At 61.0% G+C, this 23,941-nt stretch carries 28 protein-coding genes; 18 read left to right on the top strand and 10 right to left on the bottom strand.

Translation table 11 applies throughout. The features are described from left to right. Positions 1-12 precede the first annotated feature (12 nt). Both ACJ8QI_RS02880 and ACJ8QI_RS02875 read right to left on the bottom strand, forming a co-directional pair. The gene (locus ACJ8QI_RS02880) at positions 13-1,116 is read right to left on the bottom strand and encodes a suppressor of fused domain protein (RefSeq protein ID WP_038880072.1); all 1,104 of its coding nucleotides are present in this window, start codon (positions 1,114-1,116) and stop codon (positions 13-15) included. Positions 1,117-1,279: 163 nt separating this feature from the next. Beyond that, positions 1,280-2,152, bottom strand: a complete 873-nt coding sequence (locus ACJ8QI_RS02875) for an oxygenase MpaB family protein (protein ID WP_060421110.1) — start codon at positions 2,150-2,152, stop codon at positions 1,280-1,282. Positions 2,153-2,393: 241 nt separating this feature from the next. On the opposite strand from ACJ8QI_RS02875, the gene ACJ8QI_RS02870 reads away from it, so the two are divergent. From ACJ8QI_RS02870 to ACJ8QI_RS02855, 4 genes are all read left to right on the top strand, one after another. Beyond that, the gene (locus ACJ8QI_RS02870; RefSeq protein WP_015377088.1) at positions 2,394-2,837 is read left to right on the top strand and encodes an acetyltransferase; all 444 of its coding nucleotides are present in this window, start codon (positions 2,394-2,396) and stop codon (positions 2,835-2,837) included. A 264-nt stretch (positions 2,838-3,101) separates the two neighbouring features. Continuing rightward, entirely contained in the window at positions 3,102-4,127 is a 1,026-nt protein-coding gene (locus ACJ8QI_RS02865; RefSeq protein ID WP_442532045.1) for a methionine ABC transporter ATP-binding protein, read from the top strand. Then, the gene (locus ACJ8QI_RS02860) at positions 4,120-4,788 is read left to right on the top strand and encodes a methionine ABC transporter permease (RefSeq protein WP_442532044.1); all 669 of its coding nucleotides are present in this window, start codon (positions 4,120-4,122) and stop codon (positions 4,786-4,788) included. Before ACJ8QI_RS02865 ends, ACJ8QI_RS02860 begins: the two co-directional genes overlap by 8 nt. A gap of 19 nt (positions 4,789-4,807) precedes the next feature. Beyond that, entirely contained in the window at positions 4,808-5,626 is an 819-nt protein-coding gene (locus ACJ8QI_RS02855; RefSeq protein WP_038880058.1) for a MetQ/NlpA family ABC transporter substrate-binding protein, read from the top strand. Positions 5,627-5,661: 35 nt separating this feature from the next. Here ACJ8QI_RS02855 and ACJ8QI_RS02850 read toward each other — a convergent pair whose 3' ends face one another. Continuing rightward, positions 5,662-6,306: a TetR/AcrR family transcriptional regulator gene (locus ACJ8QI_RS02850; RefSeq protein ID WP_049201030.1), complete on the bottom strand. Its 645-nt coding sequence runs from the start codon at positions 6,304-6,306 to the stop codon at positions 5,662-5,664. Between the two features lie 176 nt (positions 6,307-6,482). On the opposite strand from ACJ8QI_RS02850, the gene bhsA (ACJ8QI_RS02845) reads away from it, so the two are divergent. Both bhsA (ACJ8QI_RS02845) and bhsA (ACJ8QI_RS02840) read left to right on the top strand, forming a co-directional pair. Next, positions 6,483-6,740, top strand: coding sequence for a multiple stress resistance protein BhsA (gene bhsA, locus ACJ8QI_RS02845; RefSeq protein WP_060421097.1), 258 nt, complete (start codon positions 6,483-6,485; stop codon positions 6,738-6,740). A gap of 192 nt (positions 6,741-6,932) precedes the next feature. Beyond that, positions 6,933-7,190, top strand: coding sequence for a multiple stress resistance protein BhsA (bhsA, locus tag ACJ8QI_RS02840; protein ID WP_004939517.1), 258 nt, complete (start codon positions 6,933-6,935; stop codon positions 7,188-7,190). A 77-nt stretch (positions 7,191-7,267) separates the two neighbouring features. On the opposite strand, the gene ACJ8QI_RS02835 is transcribed toward bhsA (ACJ8QI_RS02840), so the two are convergent. Both ACJ8QI_RS02835 and ACJ8QI_RS02830 read right to left on the bottom strand, forming a co-directional pair. After that, positions 7,268-8,566 (bottom strand): SLC13 family permease, encoded by a 1,299-nt coding sequence (locus ACJ8QI_RS02835; protein WP_060440445.1) that lies wholly within the window; start codon positions 8,564-8,566, stop codon positions 7,268-7,270. An 84-nt stretch (positions 8,567-8,650) separates the two neighbouring features. Beyond that, positions 8,651-9,556 (bottom strand): bifunctional helix-turn-helix transcriptional regulator/GNAT family N-acetyltransferase, encoded by a 906-nt coding sequence (locus ACJ8QI_RS02830; protein WP_080347957.1) that lies wholly within the window; start codon positions 9,554-9,556, stop codon positions 8,651-8,653. Positions 9,557-10,037: 481 nt separating this feature from the next. Here ACJ8QI_RS02830 and ACJ8QI_RS02825 point away from each other — a divergent pair, with 481 nt between their 5' ends. The 5 genes from ACJ8QI_RS02825 (at position 10,038) to ACJ8QI_RS02805 (ending at position 14,309) form a co-directional block, all read left to right on the top strand. Beyond that, complete coding sequence (locus ACJ8QI_RS02825; RefSeq protein ID WP_004939528.1) at positions 10,038-10,709, top strand: CsgG/HfaB family protein; 672 nt, start codon at positions 10,038-10,040, stop codon at positions 10,707-10,709. An 18-nt stretch (positions 10,710-10,727) separates the two neighbouring features. Beyond that, positions 10,728-11,084, top strand: a complete 357-nt coding sequence (locus ACJ8QI_RS02820) for a DUF4810 domain-containing protein (protein ID WP_442532043.1) — start codon at positions 10,728-10,730, stop codon at positions 11,082-11,084. Next, complete coding sequence (locus tag ACJ8QI_RS02815; RefSeq protein WP_060421088.1) at positions 11,081-11,737, top strand: DUF799 domain-containing protein; 657 nt, start codon at positions 11,081-11,083, stop codon at positions 11,735-11,737. The genes ACJ8QI_RS02820 and ACJ8QI_RS02815 overlap by 4 nt, the downstream gene beginning before the upstream one ends. Before the next feature lie 112 nt (positions 11,738-11,849). Beyond that, positions 11,850-13,340, top strand: a complete 1,491-nt coding sequence (gene amyA / locus ACJ8QI_RS02810) for an alpha-amylase (RefSeq protein WP_336843098.1) — start codon at positions 11,850-11,852, stop codon at positions 13,338-13,340. Positions 13,341-13,460: 120 nt separating this feature from the next. After that, on the top strand, positions 13,461-14,309 hold the full coding sequence (locus ACJ8QI_RS02805) for a PA4780 family RIO1-like protein kinase (protein WP_060421079.1): 849 nt from the start codon (positions 13,461-13,463) through the stop codon (positions 14,307-14,309). Between the two features lie 9 nt (positions 14,310-14,318). Here the strand turns inward: ACJ8QI_RS02805 and ACJ8QI_RS02800 are convergent, their stop codons facing one another. Further along, positions 14,319-14,537, bottom strand: coding sequence for a DUF7661 family protein (locus ACJ8QI_RS02800; protein WP_442532042.1), 219 nt, complete (start codon positions 14,535-14,537; stop codon positions 14,319-14,321). A gap of 69 nt (positions 14,538-14,606) precedes the next feature. On the opposite strand from ACJ8QI_RS02800, the gene ACJ8QI_RS02795 reads away from it, so the two are divergent. Beyond that, the gene (locus ACJ8QI_RS02795) at positions 14,607-15,434 is read left to right on the top strand and encodes a helix-turn-helix domain-containing protein (RefSeq protein WP_442532041.1); all 828 of its coding nucleotides are present in this window, start codon (positions 14,607-14,609) and stop codon (positions 15,432-15,434) included. On the opposite strand, the gene ACJ8QI_RS02790 is transcribed toward ACJ8QI_RS02795, so the two are convergent. From ACJ8QI_RS02790 to lsrG, 3 genes are all read right to left on the bottom strand, one after another. Next, positions 15,410-16,000, bottom strand: coding sequence for a LysE family translocator (locus ACJ8QI_RS02790; RefSeq protein WP_060440448.1), 591 nt, complete (start codon positions 15,998-16,000; stop codon positions 15,410-15,412). The two genes, ACJ8QI_RS02795 and ACJ8QI_RS02790, sit on opposite strands and share 25 nt — an antisense overlap. Before the next feature lie 83 nt (positions 16,001-16,083). Further along, positions 16,084-16,989 (bottom strand): EamA family transporter, encoded by a 906-nt coding sequence (locus ACJ8QI_RS02785; protein WP_049201041.1) that lies wholly within the window; start codon positions 16,987-16,989, stop codon positions 16,084-16,086. Positions 16,990-17,076: 87 nt separating this feature from the next. After that, complete coding sequence (gene lsrG, locus ACJ8QI_RS02780) at positions 17,077-17,370, bottom strand: (4S)-4-hydroxy-5-phosphonooxypentane-2,3-dione isomerase (protein WP_043146917.1); 294 nt, start codon at positions 17,368-17,370, stop codon at positions 17,077-17,079. 192 nt (positions 17,371-17,562) lie between these two features. On the opposite strand from lsrG, the gene lsrK reads away from it, so the two are divergent. From lsrK to ACJ8QI_RS02750, 6 genes are all read left to right on the top strand, one after another. Further along, on the top strand, positions 17,563-19,128 hold the full coding sequence (lsrK, locus tag ACJ8QI_RS02775) for an autoinducer-2 kinase (RefSeq protein WP_060421069.1): 1,566 nt from the start codon (positions 17,563-17,565) through the stop codon (positions 19,126-19,128). Between the two features lie 219 nt (positions 19,129-19,347). Continuing rightward, positions 19,348-20,532 (top strand): MFS transporter, encoded by a 1,185-nt coding sequence (locus tag ACJ8QI_RS02770; protein ID WP_048233016.1) that lies wholly within the window; start codon positions 19,348-19,350, stop codon positions 20,530-20,532. A gap of 59 nt (positions 20,533-20,591) precedes the next feature. Next, complete coding sequence (locus tag ACJ8QI_RS02765; RefSeq protein WP_442532040.1) at positions 20,592-21,485, top strand: LysR family transcriptional regulator; 894 nt, start codon at positions 20,592-20,594, stop codon at positions 21,483-21,485. A gap of 79 nt (positions 21,486-21,564) precedes the next feature. Beyond that, positions 21,565-21,906: an HNH nuclease YajD gene (gene yajD, locus ACJ8QI_RS02760; protein ID WP_016928619.1), complete on the top strand. Its 342-nt coding sequence runs from the start codon at positions 21,565-21,567 to the stop codon at positions 21,904-21,906. Between the two features lie 271 nt (positions 21,907-22,177). Then, on the top strand, positions 22,178-22,813 hold the full coding sequence (locus ACJ8QI_RS02755) for an AAA family ATPase (protein ID WP_038879975.1): 636 nt from the start codon (positions 22,178-22,180) through the stop codon (positions 22,811-22,813). Further along, positions 22,810-23,112: a hypothetical protein gene (locus ACJ8QI_RS02750; RefSeq protein ID WP_049201052.1), complete on the top strand. Its 303-nt coding sequence runs from the start codon at positions 22,810-22,812 to the stop codon at positions 23,110-23,112. Before ACJ8QI_RS02755 ends, ACJ8QI_RS02750 begins: the two co-directional genes overlap by 4 nt. A gap of 50 nt (positions 23,113-23,162) precedes the next feature. Here ACJ8QI_RS02750 and ACJ8QI_RS02745 read toward each other — a convergent pair whose 3' ends face one another. After that, entirely contained in the window at positions 23,163-23,918 is a 756-nt protein-coding gene (locus ACJ8QI_RS02745) for a CDP-diacylglycerol diphosphatase (protein WP_070914052.1), read from the bottom strand. Between the last annotated feature and the right edge of the window lie 23 nt (positions 23,919-23,941).

Genomic DNA, 23,941 nt, shown 5'->3' with positions numbered 1-23,941 from the left:
AGATAAGTGGCGTCAGCACACCGGCTGGCGCGGGCGGAAAATATGGTCGACGCCCTGCTCCCGCAGCCGATTCACCAGATCGTGCCCGCCGTTCGGCGTGGCGTGCGCCAGCTGCCGCTCGGCGGTAAACACCGGGCTGGCCCAGAACAGGTTCACCGGATCGCCGTACTGCTGCGGCAGAGCCAGGTGCGCACTATGCGGATAGAAGGACGACGATAAAATATAACCCTCGTAGCCCAGCGGCGCCACGTCCGACTCCAGCGTATGCCCTTCGCCGATCCAGGTCAGCCGCGCCCACGGCGCGTGCGCGAAACCGGCCAGCGCACTGGCCATCTGCACCGCGTTGTCTTCGGTCATGTATTGACTGTCGATGGCGATCGCCATCTCCATGCGGCGATAGCGCGAAGCCTCGTCGTTGAACAGGATCTCCACCCACGGCATCGGCCGGATGCTCACCCCCATGGTGAGGAAGTAATAGATGCCGTCGCGCTCGTGCTGGGTGATGGCCATCGGTGGCCACTTGCCCTGATCGATGGCGTAGTACTTCACCGAAGGGCCGAAATGCGGCTCATAGCGCGCCTGAAAATCGCGCTGCATCTTCGGCCACGGATTGCCCTCTTCACGCTGCCAGCTGCGCCAGAATTGGCGGGTGCTTTCCGCCTGCGCATACTGGGTGTTGGTCGAGGCCGAGCCGAGCGGATAGGCCAACGGGCTCTCCTTGATGCAGCTGGCCGAATAGCACACCGAATGGTCGATATACAGGCTCCAGCCGGGGATCACCGCCAGCAGTTGGCCGTAATACCACAGGGCCGCGCCGTCGTCGCTTTCGCTCCATACCACCATCAGCCCTTCCGGGTTCAGCGGCGCTTCGCCTTCCAGGTTGCGGCAATACTCCGCCGCCAGCATCGGCGGCTGCCCTTGTTCCAGCGCGGCGCGATCTTCCTGCAGCGGCGCGGCGGCCAGGTTGCGCAGCCAGCAGGCGCGAACCTGATAGCGATCGCTGTAGGCTTCGGCGGGATAGATATAAAAATAGGCTGCCCGGTGATCTTGCTGAACCACCGCAACCAGCGTCTGGTTCTCATTGCTGACTTCAGCAAGTACGTATGACTCGTTCATATCACCTCAATAGGGTCAGGGCGCGGCAGAATCGGCTGCGCGCCAAAAATGGAATGTGGCTTTGCCCCCAAGTGTAAAACGCATTACTGGCCGGATCACCCGTAAAAGTCTCAAAAGCGGCCGTAAACGAAGATAAACAAAGGTTAATTATAGCGGCTGTGGCTCATGACGGCTGAGTGATGCGCCGGACCGCGCGCTGATAGGAGCCGTTGCGCATCGACGCGCCCAGCACCTTGCCGAGGCCTGCGGCGCCCGTTCGCACCAGCCGCCGCCGCAGCGCGCCCGGATGAAAACCGAACTGCCGCTGCGCCCAGTCTGGCAACAGATCGATACCCGCCTGCATCACCACCCCGCCGAGCGGGCGCGCCAATGCGCTCGGCGCCGGCGCCTTCAGCAGAATGCGCGCCACCTCTTGCGTGCGTTCATCGCAGACCAGCTGCGGCCGCATCGCCTGCAGGTACTCTTCGACCTCCGCGCAGGACTGAGGAATTGCGGTCGCCCCCAGCGCGGCGGCCACGCGCGCCGCTTCGCGGTAGTATTGATCCTGCAAATCGCGGGAAAGATGGGGGTTGCGGTAGCGCAGGTGGCTGGCCAGAAAACGGCTGCTCTCCGCGACGTGTACCCAGGTCAGCAGCGCCGGATCGCTGGCGGCATAAGGCGTGCCGTCGCTGCCGACGCCGGTCACCCGCAGATGGATGGCTTTGACTTTGGCAATCAGCCGCTCCGCCTCGGCGGTCGGGCCGAAGGTGGTGACCGACACGAACTGGCTGGTGCGGCGCAGGCGGCCAATCATATCTTCGCGGAAGTTGGAGTGATCCCACACCCCGGCCAGCGCCAGCGGGTGCAACATCTGCAGCAGCAAGGCGCTGACGCCGCCGCACAGCATCGGGGTGAAATCGCGGTGAACCTGCCAGATGACCGACTGCGGGCCGAACAAGCCCGGATCGCCCGGTGGGTTCTCAAAATCGACGCCCCCGAGCGCCAGCCCGGTCAGGCTGAGCACCTGTTTTTCTATCGCTGCGCGTACCGCTTCCATCCTGCTGCCCTCTCGCTCATTCAGCGGCCAGTGTATCACGCGGCGGGCGCCCCATTGCGCCCCGCGGCGGTTGAAAGCATTAACTTACTGAATTACAGTTGTTATACCGCTGGCAGAAAGGCGGGCCTATTCGATCCACTGCAGAGGCGCTTTGCAGGGCGTTAACCCACGTTAATTCGGCACTAACCCCACAAAACCTCTATCTAGTTTTTTTCCTCCAACTTAGATAGCAGAGAGTTCGATGATTACCATCAGAGCACGCGCGGCGGAAGACAACGCGCAATTGGCAGATATCTGGCTGCGTTCGGTGCGCGCCACTCACCATTTTTTAACCGAAGACAACATCGCGCAGCTGTTCCCGTTGGTGCTGAACGACTACCTGCCGGCGGTTAACGTCTGGGTGGCCGAAGAGCGGCCGGGGCATCCCTGCGGCTTTATCGGCCTGAACGGCAACAAGGTGGAGATGCTGTTTATCGACGCCGATCAGCGCGGCAAAGGAGTGGGCAAAGCGCTGCTGACCCACGCGGAAACGCTACACGATGAACTGCAGCTGGACGTGAATGAGCAAAACCCGCAGGCCAGCGGCTTCTATCGCCACTACGGGTTTGTCATCACCGGCCGCTCGCCGCTCGACGGCCAGGGCAACCCGTTCCCGCTGCTGCACATGAAGCTGGACAAACGCTAGCCCTCCCGCCGGCCGCCCTGCGGCCGGTTTTCTCCCCCCTGTTTCACCCGCCGGTTTATATATCAAATCAGAATAAGTAATAGAATTTACATTCTTCCTGTCACTATAAACCCTCGGTAGGATTGCCCGGTATTCACCCGCAACAGAGGTTCCGTCCGCCACTCCCCGCCGGGTTGTGCCCCGCAGAAAAGCCGAACGATCCCTGTCCGGCGCACCGCGCTCTGGACGGAATGCTGTGAAGTATCGATAAGGATCCGCTTCGCTATGATCGTTCTTTCGAACGTTTGCAAAACTTTTGACAGCACACAGGGCCGCGTCGTGGCGGTAGACAACGTCAGTCTGGCGGTAGAGGCCGGGCAAATTTACGGCATCATCGGCTACAGCGGCGCCGGCAAAAGCACGCTCATCCGCCTGCTTAACGGCCTGGAAACGCCCACCAGCGGCCGCATTGAAGTAGGCGGCTTCGATATCGCCCGCGCCAAAGGCAGCCACCTGCGCCAGGCGCGCCTGAAAATCAGCATGGTGTTTCAGCACTTCAACCTGCTGTGGTCGCGCACCGTCAGCCAAAACATCGCTTTTTCCATGCAGATCGCCGGCGTGCCCAAGGCGCAGATTGCGCCGCGCGTGGCGGAACTGATCGCGCTGGTCGGCCTGCAGGGGCGCGAAGACGCCTACCCGTCGCAGCTCAGCGGCGGCCAGAAACAGCGCGTCGGCATCGCCCGCGCGCTGGCCAATAACCCGAGCGTGCTGCTGTGCGACGAGGCCACCTCGGCGCTCGATCCGCAGACCACCGACGCCATTCTCGACCTGCTGCTGGACATCAACCGCCAGCTGAAATTGACCATCGTGCTGATCACCCACGAGATGCACGTGGTGCGCAAAATCTGCCACCGCGTGGCGGTGATGGAAAACGGCCGCATCGTCGAAGAAGGCCCGGTGCTCGACGTGTTCACTCGACCACAGCAGCCGATCACCCGGCAGTTCGTCAAACAGGTGTCGCAGTATGCGGATACCGAAGAGAGCTTCAACCCGCTGCTCACCGCCCATCTGCCGGGGGCGATTTTCAAGCTGACCTTCGTGGGCGTGCAAACCCATCAGGCGGTGATCGCCGAAGTGATCCGGCGCTACGCCCTGACCATCAACATTCTGCACGGCAAGATCAGCCACACCCTCAACGGTTCGTTCGGCGAACTGTACATCCACGCCGAAGGCAACGAACAACAAGTCGCCGACATGCTCAGCCTGCTGCACGAAAGAGACATCGCCGTCGAGGTTATCCAACATGATTGAATCCCTGTTCCCCCACCTGCGTCTGGATCAACTGTGGGACGCCACTTGGGAAACGCTGTACATGACCGGCATCGCCGGTTTGGCCACGTTGGTGCTGGGCATCGTGCTCGGCGTGCTGCTGTTTTTAACTTCGAAGGGCCAGCTGTGGCAGAACCGGGCGGTCTACTCGCTGATCTCCGTGTTGGTCAACGTCTTCCGCTCCATTCCGTTCATCATTCTGATCGTGCTGCTGATCCCGTTCACCAAATCGCTGATCGGCACCATTCTCGGCGCGGACGCGGCCCTGCCGGCGCTGATCGTCGGCGCGGCGCCGTTCTACGCCCGGCTGGTGGAGATCGCGCTACGCGAGGTCGACAAAGGGGTGATCGAGGCGGCGCGCTCGATGGGCGCCAAAAACCGCACCCTGATTTTCCGCGTATTGCTGCCGGAGAGCTCGCCGGCGCTGGTTTCCGGCATCACCGTCACCCTGATCGCGCTGGTGAGCTACACCGCGATGGCCGGGGTGATCGGCGCCGGTGGCCTGGGCAACCTGGCCTATCTGGAAGGGTTCCAACGCAACCACAGTGACGTGACGCTGATGGCGACGCTGACGATTCTGCTGATCGTTTTCGTCATTCAGTTCATCGGCGACACCCTGACAAGAACGCTCGATAAACGTTAATTAACCAAGGAAAACGATGATGAAAAAGCACCTACTGATGTTGGCTTTCGCCTCCGTCGCCACCCTCGCCTCTTTTGGCGCCACGGCAGCGACCAAGCTGGTGGTCGGCGCCTCCAACGTGCCGCACGCCGAGATCCTCGAACAGGCCAAGCCGATACTGGCGAAGGAAGGCATCGATCTGCAGATCAAGCGCTTCCAGGACTACATCCTGCCGAACACCGCGCTGGCCAGCCACGACATCGACGCCAACTACTTCCAGCACGTGCCTTACCTGAACTCGGTGCTGAAAGACCACGCCGACGACAAGAGCTACGACTTCGTCAGCGCCGGCGCGATCCATATTGAGCCTATCGGCATCTACTCGAAGAAGTACAAGAGCCTGAAAGATCTGCCGGAAAACGGCAAAATCATCATGCGCGACGCGGTGGCGGAAGAAGGCCGCATCCTGTCTATTTTTGAACGGGAAGGCGTGATCAAGCTGAAGCCGGGGGTGAGCAAAGTGGACGCGCGCATCAGCGACGTGGTGGAAAACCCGAAACACCTGAAGTTCCAGGCCAACGTTGAGGGCGCGCTGCTGCCGCAAATGTACAACAACGACGAAGGCGACGCGGTGGTGATCAACGCCAACTACGCCATCGACGCCGGGCTGAATCCGACCAAAGATCCGATCGCGGTCGAAAGCGGCGAAAACAACCCGTACGCCAACATCATCACCGTGCACAAGGCCGACGTGAACAAACCGGAGATCGTGGCGCTGGTCAAGGTACTGCACTCCAAACCGATTCAGGACTTTATCCGCGAGAAATACCAGGGCGCGGTGATCCCGGTCAATCAGTAATGGGTTACACGGCCCGGTAAAAGCCGGGCCGGTTGTTACACCTTATTGCCAATCTGGCTGAGCCGCGGCCACACCAGCATCAACGCCTCCAGCAACCGCAGCAGATCGCTCCGGCTTGCCCCTTCACGCGCCTGCACCGACATGCCTTCAATGGTGCAAATCACGTATTTCGCCAGCAGCGCGGTGTCGGTTTTCGCCAGCAGTTCGCCCTGCTGCACCTTGCGATCGAAGCAGGCCTTCAGCGCCGCTTCCTGCGCATGATGCTTCCTGCGCAGCATCTGGGCGACATCATCGGACGCCGACGACAGCGCGGCGGAGGCGCACACCATAAAGCAGCCTGACGGCGTGTCGGGGTCGGTAAACACTTCGGCGGAAGAACGCACGTAGGCTTCGACGATCTCGGCCACCGGCAGATCCTGCTCCAGCATTTGGTTGGCGCAAACCGTATATTTCTGCAGATAGCGCTCCACCGCCGCGCGGAACATCCCTTCTTTGTTGCCGAATTCCGCATACAGCGTTGGCGCCTTGGCGCCGGTCACTTCCACCAGATCGGCCAGCGAGGTAGCTTCATAACCGTGCCGCCAGAACAGATCGAGCGCGCTTTCCAGCGCCCGGTCGCGATCAAATTGTTTCGGTCTGCCACGGCTTTTTTTGCCGCAGACCGTTTCATTGATGCTCATCGTTCCTCTCCTATCCCGCTCCACAGCAGGGTTAGCACAAATAACTTAACGATCATTATAAAAAAATATTGCGCCCTCGTCGAGAACCTATTAGCATTTAGTTATCGATCGTTAAGATAAGTTAGCGAAGCGGATTAAAACCCTCTATTCACCGTTATCGGAAAGGAAATAACATTATGAAAAACTTAAAATTAACCCTAGCAGCTCTCACTCTGGCCAGCGTTTCCTTCGGCAGCTTCGCCGCCGATTTAGTCCAGAGCCAACCGGCTGACCAGCAGAAAGTGGGCGTCATCACCGTCAGCGGCGCATCCGATCTGACCTCGCTGGAAAGCAGCCTGGCAGCCAAAGCCGATCAGGCCGGTGCAAAATCCTTCCGCATCATCGGCGCCGGCGGTAACAACCAGCTGCACGGCACTGCAGAAATCTATCAATAACAACGCATTAAGCCAACGGATTGCCTGTTCTTTTGCTCACAACGCCAGGGCGTAAAAAAAATTAATTAACGAGCATTAAAAAAATACTTGCAATCTGTCAAACCGGCATCTAACATTAAATTATCGATCGTTAATTAATTTAACGACCTTACCAAACAAACATTGTAAAGAACACAGATAGGAAATAAGACTATGAAAAACCTGAAAATGACCATCGCCGCCATCGCACTGGCTTCCGTCTCCTTCGGCAGCTTCGCCGCCGAACTGGTCAACGCTCAACCGGCCGATCTGCAAAAAGCCGGCGTCGTCACCGTCAGCGGTGCGTCCGACCTGAGCAGCCTGGAAAACAAACTGGCGGCCAAAGCCGACGCAGCTGGCGCCAAATCCTTCCAGATCATCGCAACCACCGGCGACAACAAACTGCACGGTACCGCGATCATCTACAATTAATTGCCACACCGGCAATCGCGCAAAAGGGCGGCTCAGGCCGCCTTTTGTTTTATCTGCCCACCAACGCGCCGGTCGGTTTACGGGATCCACCCCAGCAGTCTGAACCACAGATAATCCAGCGGCACCAGCAGCGCAAAGCTGAGCGCGGCCAACAGCAGGCACAGCTTCAACCCTTCACGCGCCGGCACTTTGCCCATCCCCATCGCCACCACGATCGGCGAAGCCTGATACGGCAGCAGCGGCGTGGCGTAACCGATCACCTGGGTCATCAGCACCGTCAGCAGCGGCAAGCCGCTGCCCGCAGACAACGCCTGCGCCAGCGGGGTAAACAGCGCCGGCACGCCGTTGGCGGTCACCACAAAATTCAGCAATGCGGTGATCCCCACCAGCGAACCGAATGCGGTGAACGGTTTGCCGTGCAGATCCGGCATCATCGCCAGCAGCGCACCGCCCAGCCGATCGCCAAGCCCCGAGTGGCTGACCAGCGCGGTCAGCCCCAGGATCCCCGCCACGTAGATGCAGGTGCGCACGTTAACCCCGGCGGCGAACTGCTCGCCGTTGAGAAATCCGATGCGCGGCAACAGGCAAACGCAGGCCGCCGCCAACCCGATCCAGGCGGGAGCGATGCCATGCCAGCTGTCGGTCATCCACAGCAACACCGTGACGCCCAACAGCGCGATCAGCCGCCATTCGGCGGCGCTGAGCGGGGTTTGCGCCGCCTCGGCCGCCACCGGCTGCGGCCGCGCACGGAACAGGCCACAGATGCACAGCGTCAGCAGCGCGCCTTTGGCGATCCCGAGCACCGGGGCGTGCAACAGCAGGTAAGAAAGATAGGCGAAGTGGCTGCCGTAGGCGCTTTCCGCCGCGCCGCTCATCACCAGATTGGGCACGTTGGCCGGCAGGATGCTGGCGGAGAGCTGGAAGGTGCCGAACCCCACCGCCAGCGCCAAACCGATGCGGCCGCGCGAGCCCTCCCCCAAACCGGCGCGATCGGCCAACGCCATGACGATCGGCATCAGCAGCGTAATGCGCCCCATGTTGGAGGGCATGACAAACGCCAGCGCGTAGCTTATCGCCACCACGCCGCCCACCAGGCGGGGCCAGGAGCCGGCCAGGTGCGGCAAGAGCCGGTTGGCCAGGCGATCCGCCAAACCGGTGCTGCGGATGGCGGTGCCCAGCACGAAACCGCTAAGCACCAGCCAGAATGCGGAAGACGCGAAACCGGAAAAGGTCACCGCGGCGGGCGCCAGCTGCAACACCATCACCGCCGCGAAGAACAGCAGCGCGACCAAATACTCCGGCAAGCGGGCGCTGGCCCACAGCGCGATGACCACCAGCGTGACCAGCGCGGACAGCGCCATCGGATCCCCCAACATAGTTTCCTCCCTGATAAAACGTTGTGATTGTTATCAAACGGTTAACAGGGTGGCACAAGGCGCGGGCGCTAACCTTGAAACCGCTCACATATCGTCGTTCTTCAGATTTTTCAGCATGCACACGTTGCAACCGTGATGGCCGGTGTTGCCGCGCCGTTCCGTCAGCAGCGTGAATCCCAACGCGTAGTACAACCCGATCGCCTCTTTCAACTGTTCGGTGGTTTCCAGGTAGCAGTAGCGATACCCCGCCGCCCGCGCCGCCTTCAGTGCCTGCACCACCATATAGCGCGCCATGCCCAGCCCACGCGCGCCGGGTTTGAAGAACAGCTTTTGCAGCTCGCAATAGCCGGGCTCTTCGCCCGCCAGCGGCGCCATGCCGACGCCCCCCACCACCTGCCCGTCCCGCTCCAGCACCCAGTAGTGGCCGCCGTTGTCGCGATACAGACCGGTCAGACGATCGAGATCCGGATCGTGCAGGCTGACGCCTTCCATCTTGTCCATGCCGTACTCGCGAAACACATCGCGAATGATCGCCGCCATCGCCGCATCGTCGCGCGCGGCAATCGGCCGCACCCGCAGGTTGGCGTCGCGCTGTTTGCGCGCGCTGCGCAGCGCCGCGGTCATCTTTTTCATCGCCGCGGTGGTACTCGCCAGCTCATCGTCGTCCAACTGCGCCAGCGCCGCCTGCATAAAACCGTCGGCGTCGCTCTCGATGCCGGCCAGCGCCTTGCCGCCCTTTTTACTCAGCCGGTGCAGGTTGTGCCGCTTGTCATCCGGATGATCCACCGTTTCTATCACACCGGCGGCAACCAGGCTGCGCAGCGCCCGGCTGGCGCTGGCTTTGTCGATGCAAAGCCGGGCCGCCAGCTCGGTGACGCCCAGCGGCTGCTCGCTGACTTCAATCATCAGATGGATCTGCAGCGGCGAAAAACGCGAGCCGTTGCTCTGCTTGTTCAACATGCCGAATTCTCTGACCAAACTGCGCGCCAATGCTCTGAAATCCCTGATGTTCACGATTGATATCCCCGATTAGCTACCGATAAAAAATGACACTCGGTTGATAGTGTTACCTAATTTTCACTACCTTAACGGATCATCAAGCCGTCATGAACCCCGGCATAACACAGGAGCTGATGCAAAACGTAACATTAATCAATACAAAAAACTGGTTAGTTAAAATATTTCAGGATTAATGGCCATGTATTTAAGATTAAAAAGACAATAACCCAGACAAAAAATACACAATCGTGAAAAACACTGTAATGAAGAGAGAAAATCGAGACTAATCCATTGCATTCCAACGGGTTACAACAATGTTAATAGCGGCATTAATGCCGATATATTGTTGTAATTTGTTACATATTCATGGCAGGATCGCGGCGTTTCTATAACGGCGACAACGCTCGTTATATCAACGTCGGGCGCGGGTTGCTCCCGCGCTGTTTTATGCTCATGGAGAGATTGCACGCCAATGAAAAAATCACTCGCCGTCTGTTCCGTCGCCCTTTCCGTCACCTTGCTGGCGGGCTGCGCGACCGAATCTTCTCGCACTTTGGAAGTGCCGAAAGTCGCTTCCTACAACACCACTTATCAGGGCCCACGCAGCCCTATCGCCGTCGGTAAATTCGACAACCGCTCCAGCTACATGAACGGCATCTTCTCCGATGGCGTCGATCGACTGGGCAATCAGTCCAAGACTATCCTGATCACGCATTTGCAACAGACTGGCCGTTTCAACGTGCTGGATCGCGCCAACATGGAAGAGCTGAAAACTGAAGCCGGCATTAAAGGGAAGGCACAAACGCTGAAAGGCGCCAATTATGTGATTACCGGCGATGTCACCGAATTCGGCCGTAAAGAAGTCGGCGATCATCAGCTGTGGGGGATCTTGGGCCGGGGTAAATCACAAGTCGCTTACGCCAAAGTCAATCTGAACGTCGTAAACGTACAGACCTCAGAAGTCGTCTTTTCCTCTCAGGGCGCCGGTGAATACGAACTGTCCAATCGCGAAATCATCGGTTTCGGGGGCACCGCCAGCTACGACTCCACCCTTAACGGCAAGGTGCTGGACCTGGCCGTGCGTGAAGCCGTCAATAACCTGGTCACCGGTATCGAAAATGGCGCATGGCGCCCTGCTAACTAACGGAATAGAAGCAGAAAGATGATAACTAAAAAAATGGGCGGGGCGCTGTTTGCAGCGACCCTGCTGGCCGGCTGCGCCGCGCCGAAAACGCTTTACAATTGGGATGGCTACCAAACTTCTCTCTATCAATACTACCAGCAGGAGGGGCAAAGCCCTAAGCAGCAGATCGCCACGCTGAAAGAGATCGTCGAGAAATCCCGCGCCAAGGATAAAGCCGTACCACCAGGTCTGCATGCGCAACTGGGGCTGCTGTACAGCAAAACCGGCAACGACGGACAAGCAATGAGTGAATTCAACACGGAAAAAACGCTGTTCCCGGAATCGGCGCCGTTTATGAATTTCCTGATGGCCAGGGATAAGGGGAGTTTTAAATGAAGCGTGTACTCACTTTACTCGGCGTTGCCGCCACCCTGTTGCTAAGCGGCTGCGCCAAGCAGACGCCTTATGATTATGCGGCGTTCCATGAGAGCAAGCCGAAGTCGATTCTGGTCTTGCCGCCGGTTAACCAGTCGCCGGATATCAAAGCCAGCCACAGCGTACTCGCCAGCGCCACCCTGCCGTTGGCCGAGGCCGGTTACTATGTGCTGCCGGTCGCTGTAGTGGAGGAAACCTTCCTGCAAAACGGTCTAACCAACGCCAACGACATTCGCGCCGTCAGTCCGAAAAAACTGCACCAGATTTTCGGCGCCGACACCGTGCTGTATCTGGATGTCACGCAATACGGCACCAGCTACATGGTGATCAGCAGCGAAACCCGCGTTACCGTAGCCGCTCGCCTGGTCGATTTGCGCAACGGCAAACAGCTGTGGGCCGGCACCGCCACCGCATCCAGCAACGAAGGCAACAACAACTCCGGAGGCCTGCTGGGCATGGTGATCAGCGCCGCGATTTCACAAATCGCCGATACCATCAGCGACAAAGGATTTGATGTTGGCGCCATCGCCAACACCCGTCTGTTATCGGCGACAGGTCAGAACGGCGCCATTCTTTATGGCCCACGCTCACCTCATTACGCCAGCCAGCGTTAAGCCATCTCTCGGGCGGCCTTCTCGGGCCGCCTATACCAAACTTGTCCCTTTTGCCAAAAGTAGCCCATGCTTTAACTGCTCCTCTCCTTCTGGCTAACCGGGACGCTGGCTCATGACGAAAAAAACCACCCTGCTGCAATTCTTCCACTGGTACTACCCCGACGGCGGCAAACTGTGGCAGGAGGCCGCCGAGCGCGCCCCGCACCTGGCCGAACTGGGCATTACCGACCTGTGGCTGCCGCCTGCCTACAAGGGCGCTTCCGGCGGCTACTCCGTCGGCTACGATACTTACGATCTGTTCGATCTCGGCGAATTTGACCAGAAAGGCAGCGTAGCCACCAAATACGGCGACAAGGCGGCACTCGAACACGCCGCCACTACGCTGCGCGAACACGGCGTGGGGGTACTCTACGACGTGGTGTTCAACCACAAGCTTGGCGCGGACGAGAAAGAACAGGTACACGTGTTCAAGGTGGACGCCAACAACCGCAACGACATCGACGACCAGGGCTTCGACGCGCTGGCCTACACCCGCTTCACTTTTCCCGGCCGTCAGGGCGTGCATTCCAAGTTTATCTGGGATTACACATGCTTCAGCGGCGTCGATTACGTTGAGCAGCCGGACGACAAAGGGGTGTTCAAAATCGCCAACGACTATGGCGACGACGGCTGGAACGATCAGGTCGACGACGAAAAAGGCAACTACGACTATCTGATGGGGGCCGACGTGGAGTTCCGCAATACCGCCGTGACGGAGGAGCTCAAATACTGGGCACGCTGGCTGTTGGAAAGCCTGCCGTGCGACGGCTTCCGCCTGGACGCCGCCAAGCACATTCCCGCCTGGTTCTTCAAAGAGTGGGCGGATCACGTGCGCGGCAGCGCACAGCGCGACCTGTTTATTGTCGCCGAATACTGGTCGCACGATCTGAGTGCGCTGCAACAATACATCGAGCTGGTGGACGGCAAGGTGATGCTGTTCGACGTGGCGCTGCACCTGAAGTTTCATCAGGCGTCGAAACAGGGCGACGGCTTCGACATGGCGCAGATCTTCACCGATACCCTGACCGCCGCCGATCCGGCCCACGCGGTAACGCTGGTCGCCAACCACGACACCCAGCCGTTGCAATCGCTGGAAGCGCCGGTGGAACCCTGGTTCAAACCGCTGGCCTACGCGCTGATCCTGCTGCGCGAACAGGGCGTGCCCTGCGTGTTTTACCCCGACCTGTATGGCGCCAGCTACCGCGACAAGGGGCGCGACGGCGGCGAGTACCAGATTGACATGCCGGCGATCCCGGAGCTGGAGAAGCTGATCGCCGCCCGCCAGCGTTTCGCCAACGGCCCGCAAGCCGACTACTTCGACGACAGCCACTGCGTGGCCTTCAGCCGCGCCGGCACCGCCGAGGCCCCCGGCTGCGTGGTGGTGCTGACCAACGGCGGCGAGAGCGGCAAGACCGTCGCGCTGGGCGCCGATTTGGCGCACACCGCCTGGCGCGATTTCCTCGGCAACCGTCAGGAGGAGATCACCACCGACGACCAGGGCAGCGCCCATTTCCCGGTCAACGCCGGCAGCGTCAGCGTCTGGGTGCCGGCCGCCAGCCTGTGAGCGCCCGCCGCCGCGTAATGATGACGCGGCGGCAAAACTAATGTTTGCCTTTCGGGTCTAACTTACGCTATCAACTGCGCAAGCCATTCACACCGGAGCCTAAATAGGGTACAAGGCTGCATGAAAATTCCAAAACGACTCCAGCCGCTGGTTGATGACGGGTTAATCGACGACGTCATCCGCCGGTTGAAAAGCGGCAAAGAAGCCGACGTGTTTATCGTGCGCTGCGGCGATGAGATCCGCTGCGCCAAAGTGTACAAAGAGGCCGAGAAGCGCAACTTCAAGCAGGCCGTTCACTATCAGGAAGGACGCAAGGTGCGCAACAGCCGCGACGCGCGCGCCATGAGCAAAGGCTCCAAATTCGGCCGTCAGCAGCAGGAAGAAGCCTGGCAAAACACCGAAGTGGACGCGCTGTATCTGCTGGCCAAGGCCGGGGTGCGGGTGCCGCAGCCGGACATCTGCCTGGACGGCGTGCTGCTGATGGAGCTGATCACCGACGAAGAAGGCCTGGTGGCGCCACGCCTGAGCGATGTCATCCTGACGCCGGAACAGGCGCGCGCCGATCACGCCCTGATGATGAACTACGCGGTGCGCATGCTGTGCGCCGGGCTGGTGCACGGTGACCTGTCGGAATTCAACGTACTGATGGATAAAGACGGGCCAGTGATCATCGATCTGCCGCAGGTGGTGGACGCCGCCGCCAACAACCACGCCAAAAGCATGTTCGAGCGCGATATCGGCAATCTGGCCGAGTATTACGGCCAGTTCGCGCCGGAGCTGCGCGACAGCCAATACGCCAAAGAGATTTGGGCGCTGTATCAGGAAGGCAACCTGACGCCGGACAGCGTCCTCAGCGGCCGGTTCAGCGAAATCCTGAAACGTGCCGACGTCGGCTCGGTGCTGGAAGAGATCCAGGCCGCCGGCGAGGAACATCAACGCCGCATGATGGCGCGCAACGCGGAAGAGTGACGCGCCGCGCTATTCGACGCGAAACACGTCCGGCCGCTGTGGCGTCGCCGCCTCGTGATAGATATCCCCCAGATAGCCGGCGACCTCCTCTTCGCGCAGGTCGGCCGGCAGCACGATATCGTAGCTGGGAGCATATTTGCGCTCCGGCAGCGTCACGCGGAACAGCCGCCATTCGTCCCCGATGCGCTTCACGCCCAGCAGACGGCCGAACACGTTAAAAATCATCATCCGCCATTCCCCCCCTTGACGCTTTCAGGCTATAACACTGTGATGCCGCCGCAGTGAAAAGGAAAGCGTATGAGTGAAAAAACGCCGCAGTTCTGGCGCGATCCGCAATTGCCGTTCGTCGAAGCCCGCGCCATCAAGGATGGCCGCCAGGTGTGCTACAGCCTGCACAGCCACGAATTCTTTTCCATCGGCGCCATCACCGGCGGCGTCAGCACCTATGTCAACGGCGAGCGGCGCATGCAGGTCAGCGCCGGCGATCTGGTTGTCATCAACCCGCAGCAGGCGCATGCCTGCAACCCCATCGCCGATCGCCGTTGGTCGTACATCATGTTCTATCTCGATCTCGCCTGGCTCGGCGCGCTGCAGCAGGAGCTGCTCGGCGGCGACGGTGACCGTTTTGTTCCGTTCAGCCAGCCGCTCAGCCGCGATCCGGCGCTGTTCCACGGCCTGAACCGGCTTTATGCGCTGCTGACGGATCCGCTGTGCTGCGCGCTGGAAAAACAGATCGCCATGGTGGAGTATTTCAGCGCCCTGCAGCTCGTGCTGGGCGATGTCCGCCAGCCGGAGGCACCGGCGCATACCCGACTGGAAGCGGCGGCGGCGTTTATCGACGCGCACTGCACCCGACCGCTGACGCTGGACGACATTTGCCGCGCCGCCGCGCTGTCCCCTTCTTACCTGATCCGCGCCTTCCGCCAGCGCTACGGCATGACGCCGCACGCCTATCTGGTCAACCGCCGCGTGCAGCACGGCCATCGGCTGTTGAAGAGCGGCCTGCCGATCGCTGCGGCCGCCAGCGAAAGCGGCTTTGCCGATCAGGCGCACTTCCAGCGCACCTTCAAGCAGCTGCTGGCCGCCACGCCGGGGCAGTATCAAAAACCCTCCGCCAGCAGATAGCAGGCGCTGGCCGCCAACAGCAGCGCCATCGCGCGGTTGAAACGCCGCACGTTGCGCGCCTGCCTGAGCAGGCCGCGCAGCATCGCGCCGACATAGGCCCAGCAGGCCACCGAGGCATAGCAAATCACGAAGTAGAGCCCGGCGAACTGCCACAGCAGCCGGATGTCGCCATCGCCGACAAAGGCGCCAAGGCTGGCCACCGACGCCAGCCACGCCTTGGGATTCAGCCATTGCATCAGTGCGCCGTAGCGCCAGGAAGGCGCCCGCGCCGCGCCGTTGCCCAATCTGCCGTCGTCAAACGCCAGCCGGTAGGCCATAAACAGCAGGAAGGCCACGCCGGCCCACTGAATCAAACGGGTCAGCGCCGGCCACAGGGTCAGCAGCTGGTGCATGCCCAATCCCAGCAGCACCAGCAACAGGGTAAACCCCAGCGTGGCGCCGAACACGTGACGCTGGGTCGCGCCAAAGCCGAATTGCGCCCCGGCGCTCAAGGCGACGATGTTGACCGGGCCGGGGGTGATGGAGGCCGCCAGCGCAAACGCGGCCATGGAAAGGTAGATATTCATGATGGGCACCTGAGAAAGTATTCACAGGCGCCAGAATGCCGACCGCCGCCGACAACGTATTGAACAGAATTGCCCTGTTCGGTTTAACGCGCGATCGCCGCCCGGCGGCGCGGCAGCCCGAAGGTGTTGACCGCCATGCCGGCCAGCACCAGCAATGCGCCGCCGAACTGCGCCGGCGACAGCGCTTCGTCCAGCAGCAGCCAGGCGGCGAACAGCCCGACTAGCGGCACCAGCAGCGTCAGCGGCGCAACCCGCCAGGTTTCATAGCGCCCCAGCAGGCTGCCCCACACCGAATAACCGAACAGCGTGGCGGCGAACGCCAGATAGGCGACCGCCAGCCAGGTGCCGACCTGCACATGGCTCAGGCTGCTCAGCACCGCCTGCGGGCCGTCGAACAGCCAGCTGCAGGCCAGGAACGGCACGACCGGGATCGGCGCGCTCCACACCACCAGCGATAAAATATTACGCTGCGGGAAACCGGCCAGGATCTTCTTGTTGGTCAGGTTGCCCAGCGCCCAGGAAAACGCCGCCGCCAGCGTCAGCAGCAGGCCCGCCAGGGGGACCGCGCCGCTGCCCGGCTTATGCAGGCTGGCCTGCGCCAGCACCAGCATGCCGCCGCTGGCGATAGCGATGCCGACAAAATGGTTGACGCGCAGCTTTTCGCCCATCAGCACGACACCCAACAGCAGGGTGAAGAACACCTGCGCCTGCAACACCAGCGAAGCCAGCCCCGCCGGCATCCCCACCTTGATAGCGACGAACAGAAACGCGAACTGCGCGAAGCTCATGGTCATGCCGTACAGCAGCAGCCATTTCCACGGGATCGTCGGGCGCGGGATAAAGAAGATCGCCGGCAACGCCACCAGCAAGAAACGCATTCCGGCCAGCAGAAACGGCGGCATGCCCTGTAAACCGAACTTGATCACGACGAAATTCACGCCCCAGATCACCACCACCAACAGCGCCAACAGCCGATCGCGCAATGTCATCCTCGCCCCGCTTATCCCATTGAAAATTCGCTTTAGCTTGCAGGTTACAACCAAACCGGGCGCATGGACACCGGCAAACGCCGGCGATTACTCAGGCATCAGGCCGATAAAGGTGGTCTTCTTGCGCGGGCCGGTCATCAGCGCTTCCAGCTTCTCCACGCACTGCAGGTAGTGCGGGGTCTGCTTGTGCGCCGCCACCGCCTGCTCGTCGCGATAGGCTTCGTAGATGTAAAATCGCGTCGGAATCTGTTCGTCCTGCAGCACGTCGAAGCGCAGGTTGCCCGGCTCTTCGATTGCCCCCCGATGATTGGCGCGGAAAACATCGATAAATTCGTCGATTTTGTCTTGTTTAACGTTGATCTCAACCAATGTGACGTGCATGGCAACTCCTTGTTTAAACGGCGTACCGCAAAATGACTCTTTCCAACCATAGGTTTATTCCCGTCGATTGCCCGCCGCAACGGCAATTTTGCCGCCTGGCTCACAAATCGCAGCGGCGACGCCCACTCCTCCCCCGGCGGGGTAAGGCGGCGGCATCTATAGTTAACACTCCTCCCCCTGAGAGCATAGGCTATGGACAACTACTTGATGGCGCTGGACGCAGGAACGGGCAGCATTCGCGCGGTGATCTTCGATGTGGCGGGCAACCAGATCGCGCACGGCCAGGCGGAGTGGCAACATCTGGCGGTGCCGGGCGTGCCCGGCTCGATGGAGTTTGACCTCAGCCGCAACTGGCAGCTGGCCTGCCAGTGCATTCGCCAGGCCTTGCAGCGCGCCGGGCTGACGGCGCAGGCGATACGCGCGGTGGCCTGCTGTTCGATGCGTGAAGGCATCGTGCTGTACGACCGCAACGGCGTGCCGATCTGGGCCTGCGCCAACGTCGATGCGCGCGCCAGCCGCGAAGTGAGCGAGCTGAAAGAGCTGCACAACCACGGCTTCGAACGCGAAGTGTATCAATACTCCGGCCAGACGCTGGCGCTGAGCGCCATGCCGCGCCTGCTGTGGCTGGCGCACCATCGGCCGGACATCTACCGCCAGGCGGCGACGCTGACCATGATCAGCGACTGGCTGGCCAACATGCTCAGCGGCGAGCTGGCGGTCGATCCTTCCAACGCCGGCACCACCGGCATGCTGGATCTGACCAGCCGCGACTGGCGCCCGGCGCTGCTCGACATGGCCGGGCTGCGCGCCGATATTCTGTCGCCGGTGAAAGAGACCGGCAGCGTGCTGGGGCGCGTCACCGAACAGGCGGCGCAGGAGAGCGGGCTGCTGCGCGGCACCCCGGTGGTGATGGGCGGCGGCGACGTGCAGCTCGGCAGCCTGGGGCTCGGCATCGTGCGCGCCGGGCAGACGGCGGTGCTCGGCGGCACCTTCTGGCAGCAGATCGTCAATCTGCCGGAGCCGGCCATCGATCCGGAGATGAACATCCGCATCAACCCCCACGTCATTCCCGGCATGGCGCAGGCGGAATCCATCAGCTTCTTTACCGGCCTGACCATGCGCTGGTTCCGCGACGCCTTCTGCGCGGAGGAAAAGTTGCTGGCGGAGCGGCTGGGGGTCGATGCCTACAGCCTGCTGGAAGAGATGGCGGCCAGGGTGCCGCCGGGCGCCTACGGCGTGATGCCGATCTTTTCCGACGCCATGCATTTCAAAACCTGGTACCACGCGGCGCCGTCGTTCATCAATATGTCGATCGACCCGGAGCGCTGCAACAAACAGACGCTGTTCCGCGCGCTGGAGGAGAACGCCGCCATCGTCTCCGCCTGCAACCTGGAGCAGATCGCCGCCTTCTCCGGCGTGCAGGCGCGCTCGCTGGTGTTCGCCGGCGGCGGGGCCAAGGGTAAGCTGTGGAGCCAGATCCTCAGCGACGTCACCGGGTTGACGGTACGGGTGCCGGTGGTGAAAGAGGCCACCGCGCTGGGCTGTGCGATCGCCGCCGGCGTCGGCGCCGGGCTGTACGAGTCGCTGGCCGAAACCGGCGAGCGCCTGGTGCGCTGGGAGCGCGAGCATCAGCCGGACATGACCCACCACGCGCTGTATCAGGAACAGAAAGAAACCTGGCGGCAGGTTTACGCCGATCAGCTGACGCTGGTGGATAACGGCCTGACCACTTCGCTGTGGAAAGCGCCGGGGCTGTAAACGCCACGCGGCATTCGGTCATAACCTTATGCCGTTTTATTCCTTTCCCTCAGCGCGGCGCAAGCCGCGTTTTCACTCGCCGCCGGCGATTGTTTCCCCTCAGAAACAGTGTAACCACCGCAAACGGATTTATCCGCGGCTTCGGCCTGCCGTAGATTGTGACTTCGGTCACACCGCGCCCCGAGCGCGCCTGCGCATTCACCCAAGACGAGCGGCATTATGCTGAATAATAAAGATAAACCTGCATCATCCCCGTGGCCGGCGATCTTCTCGCTGACGGTCGCCTGTTTTGTCATGGTCACCACCGAGTTTCTGCCGATCGGCCTGCTGACCAACATCGCCCCTTCGCTCGGCGTCAGCACCGGCACCGCCGGGCTGATGGTCACCATGCCCGGCATCGTGGCGGCGGTGGCCGCCCCCGCATTAAGCCTGATTTCCGGCCGCCTGGACCGGCGTTTACTGATGCTGGGGCTGTCGCTGCTGCTGATCGTCTCCAACCTGGTGGCGGCACTGGCCGTCAACTTCCCGATGATGCTGCTGGGCCGCGTGCTGCTGGGCATCTGCGTCGGCGGCTTCTGGTCGTTCGCCGCCAACTACGGTCGCCATCTGGTGCCGGAAGCCAGCCAGGGCCGCGCCACCGCGCTGATCCTCAGCGGCATCTCGGTCGGCGCAGTGTGCGGCGTGCCGGCGGGGGCGCTGATCGGCGATCTGTTCGGCTGGCGCGCCGCCTTCTTCGGCGGTGCGGCATTGGCGGTCGGCGTACTGCTGGCGCAGCTGCGTTTGCTGACCTCGGTGCCGCCTTCCCGGCCGGTCACGCCGCGCGATCTGGTGCTGCCGCTGCGCCTGCCGATGGCGCGCATCGGCCTGATCGCCATCGTGCTGTTGTTCATCGGCCACTTCGCCGCCTACACCTATCTGCGGCCCCTGCTGCAACAGGTGTTCGTCCTCAGCCCGTCGGCAATCTCGCTGCAGCTGTTGGCCTATGGCGCCATCGGCCTGCTGGGCACCTTCCTCGGCGAGCGTCTGGGGGAATACAGCCTGCGCGCCACCTTCATCCTGATCGCCGCCATGCTGGCAGCCATCCTCATCGTCTCGCCGCTGCTCAGCGGCCTTGGCGGCGCCACGCTGATGGTGATGGTCTGGGGACTGGCCTTCGGCGCGGTGCCGGTATGCGCCACCAACTGGATGTTCGCCGCGGTGCCGCAGGCGCCGGAAGCCGGCCAGGCGCTGCTGGTATGCGTGGTGCAGATCGCGCTGGCCTCCGGCGCACTGCTGGGCGGCGAGGTGGTGGACTGGCAGGGCGTCAGCAGCGCCATGCTGTTCGGCGGCGCACTGATCCTCTCCGCCGCGTTGGTGTTCGGCCTCAGCTTGCGCTCCGGCGTGATAGGCGCTAAACAGTGTTAATCCTTATTTATCCACAGAAACGCGCCCCGGCCGCCGCCGGGGCGTTGCGCTGAGAGCCTATGGACCATCATCTACTCGCCATCCGGGTGTTTAACCGCGTGGTGGAAACCGGCGGCTTTACCCGCGCCGCCGATTCGCTGGGCATGCCGAAAGCCACGGTGACCAAGCTGATCCAGAGCCTGGAAGATCACCTGCAGACCAAGCTGTTTCAGCGCACCACCCGCAGCGTGTCGGTCACCCGCGAAGGCGAATGCTATTACCAGAATACGGTGAAATGGCTGGCGGATTTGGAGCAGATGGAAGGCTGCCTGACCGAATCGCAAAGCTCTCCGCAAGGCGTGCTGCGCATCGACACCGGCGGCGGCACCGCGCGCCGGCTGCTGTTGCCCGCCCTGCCCGATTTTCTGGCGCGCTACCCGCAGATACAGATCGATCTGAGCGTCGGCGACCGCGTTATCGATCTCATTAGCGACAGCACCGACTGCGTGATCCGCAGCGGCCCGCTGGCCGATTCCAGCCTGATCGCCCGCCGCCTGTTCGATCTGGACTGGGTGAGCTGCGCCACCCCGGCCTACCTGGCGCGCCACGGCACGCCGCGCCACCCGTGCGCTCTGGAGCAGGGTTTCCCGATGGTGCACTATCGCCATCCGGTCAACGACCGCATCCATCCGCAACGCTATGTCGAGCGCGGCAAAGAGATCGCCATCCAGCAACGCTATCCGGTCAGCATCAACGAAGGCAACGCGCTGCTGGCGGCGAGCCTGGCCGGGTTGGGCATCATCCAGACCTATCGCTTTATGGCGCAGCCGCACCTCGACAGCGGTGAACTGGTCAGCCTGCTGCACGACTGGCAGCCGCCGCCGGAGCAGATGTACGTGGTCTACCCGTCCAACCGCCACCTCAGCGGCAAACTGCGGGCGTTTATCGACTGGGCGGTGGAGACGTTTCGCTAGCGGCAGGATGAGCCGCACGTTGTAACCGCACGCAGTGTGGTATTATTTGCCGCATAGTGATTCACGACGGACGACCACCATGGCCTATATCCCCAAAAACTATGCGAAGCTGGAAACCGGCTACCGCGAAAAAGCGCTGAAACTGTTCCCCTGGGTATGCGGGCGCTGCTCGCGCGAGTTCGTTTATTCCAACCTGCGCGAACTGACGGTGCACCACATCGATCACGATCACAGCAACAACCCCGAAGACGGCAGCAACTGGGAAATGCTGTGCCTGTATTGCCACGACCACGAGCACTCGAAATACACCGAGGCCGATCAATACGGTTCGACGGTGGTGGCCGGTGAAGACGCGCAGAAAGATGTCGGCGTCGCCACCCACAACCCGTTCGCCAACCTGAAGGCGATGATGAAGAAATAATGTCGACAACAGCTTAATGGGTCACTAACTTATTAAGCTGTTAAATTAACAAAACCCGCCTCCGCATCGCCACTTCCCAGAGAATTCCTACTTACCCATCCTGCCGATTCACCGCAAAATAAGCTGCGCAGTTAACAACATACTGGCTTGGCAAGCCGCCGCAGTTGGTGCATATTGTTCGCGAGTTGTTCTTGTTAACCTGTTTGATTATCAACCTAATAAGCGCATTAACTTAATAAGTTATCAGCTTAATAACTTGAGAGATGGCAGCATGATTGTCCTGATTGGCTCGCAAAAAGGCGGCGTCGGCAAATCGACGAAAGCGGTGAATATCGCCGGGTATCTGATTCTTAAGCAAGGCAAGACGGCGATCATCGTCGATGCCGACGACCAGAAATCGATCATGACCTGGTACAACGACCGCCAGAACGTCGAAGGGCTGCCGCACATTCCGGTGGTGGCCGCGTCGGGCAAAATCAAGGAAACGCTGCTGGAGCTGGATCGTCATTACGACTACGTGATCGTCGACACCGCCGGCCGCGACAGCGCCGAGCTGCGCTCCGGGCTGCTGGCCGCCGATCTGTTCCTCTCGCCGCTGCGCCCTTCGCAGATGGATCTCGACACCGTCGGCTATCTGTCGGAGATGTTCTCCACCGCGCAGGAATACAACGAGAAGGTCAAAGGCTACATCGTGCTGAACATGTGCCCGACCAACATCTTCATCAATGAAGCCAACGAAGCGGCGCAGGTGCTGAGCGAATACCCGGAGTTCACCCTGGTGAGCCACCGCCTGTGCGATCGCAAGATTTACCGCGACGCCTGGGGCGAGGCCATCACCGTGCATGAGGCGAACAACGAAAAGGCGCAGAGCGAAATTGAATGCCTGGTGAAAGAGGTGATCCTGTGAAGAAACGCACCCCGACCCACCGCATGTCGGAAGACGAATTCATCAACAGCGCCACCTCGCACACGCTGCCGGTCGCGGCGCCCGCGCCGGAAGCTAAACCGGCCGGCCGCAAGCGCACCTACAAGGCGATCTCCGTCAGCCTGACGGACAACCACATTGAAGCCATCGATGAGGTGATCGTACAGGCGGCGCGCAGCGGCATCGTGCGTATCACCCGCTCCGACATCATCAAGCTGGCCATCGACGGGCTGGCGGAGAAAAGCGAAGCGCAGCTGCTGGAACTGCTGAAGAAGCTTTGAACGCACTACAGCCGCCGGCTAACGCAGCAGCCGGCGGGTTGTCATCACCTTCAGTTCCCCGCCACCGCGCATTGGTAGTCCTGAATTTCGCCGGCCGAGCCCAGGTTCAGGTCGGTCAACTTCAAACGGTTCGCCAACAGCAGCATCTCGCCCTGTGGGCTGACCGCCAGCGCCAGGCCATAATTGCCGATGCTGTCGCCCTGCTCGACCACATAGTTCTGCAGTAACCGGAAAGGATCTTCCTGGGTTAAATCGGTGCCCGCCAATTTTCTGGCCAGATATTGGTGGCCGACCAATTTCACCGCCAGCGGGCGCCACTGTTGATCTAATTGTTCCGCCTGCTGCCCCAGCGCGTTATAGACATCCTGACGCAGGCAGGCAACGTGAATATGCAGCTGATTCTGAGAGCGGCCATATTTCGAATTGACCGCCAGAGAAAGCCACGCATCTTTTAACGGTTTACCCAGCTCGCCGGATATATGTTCCCGGTTATTCCAGGCCTGGGCGAAATAAGGCGGCGCGTGATCCGTCTGCAATGCCGGGCTCTCGATGCCACTGACCTTTTCGGTTGGCATCACCAGATCGTGATAGGGGCCTTTGCTGTCCTTAAACAGCACATAACCCTCGGTTAAATCAACCTTTAAGCAGGGCGCCGGATCGTTGTTCTGCTGCTGATTAGGCACGCACTGTTGGCTGACGATTTGCCACAGCGCATTCGGATTACCACGCCCGAAGAACCACCACAGCACCGCCGCCAGCAGCAAAATGACAAGCAAAATAATTAATAGTCTGAAAAGTCTTTTCATCGTGACTCCCTGTTTACCTATTC

Origin of the sequence: Serratia sp. CY84636 (genome assembly GCF_052166245.1) — a bacterium.
Classification (GTDB): Bacteria; Pseudomonadota; Gammaproteobacteria; order Enterobacterales; family Enterobacteriaceae; genus Serratia; species Serratia nevei.
This window is presented reverse-complemented; position numbering and strand designations above follow the sequence as displayed.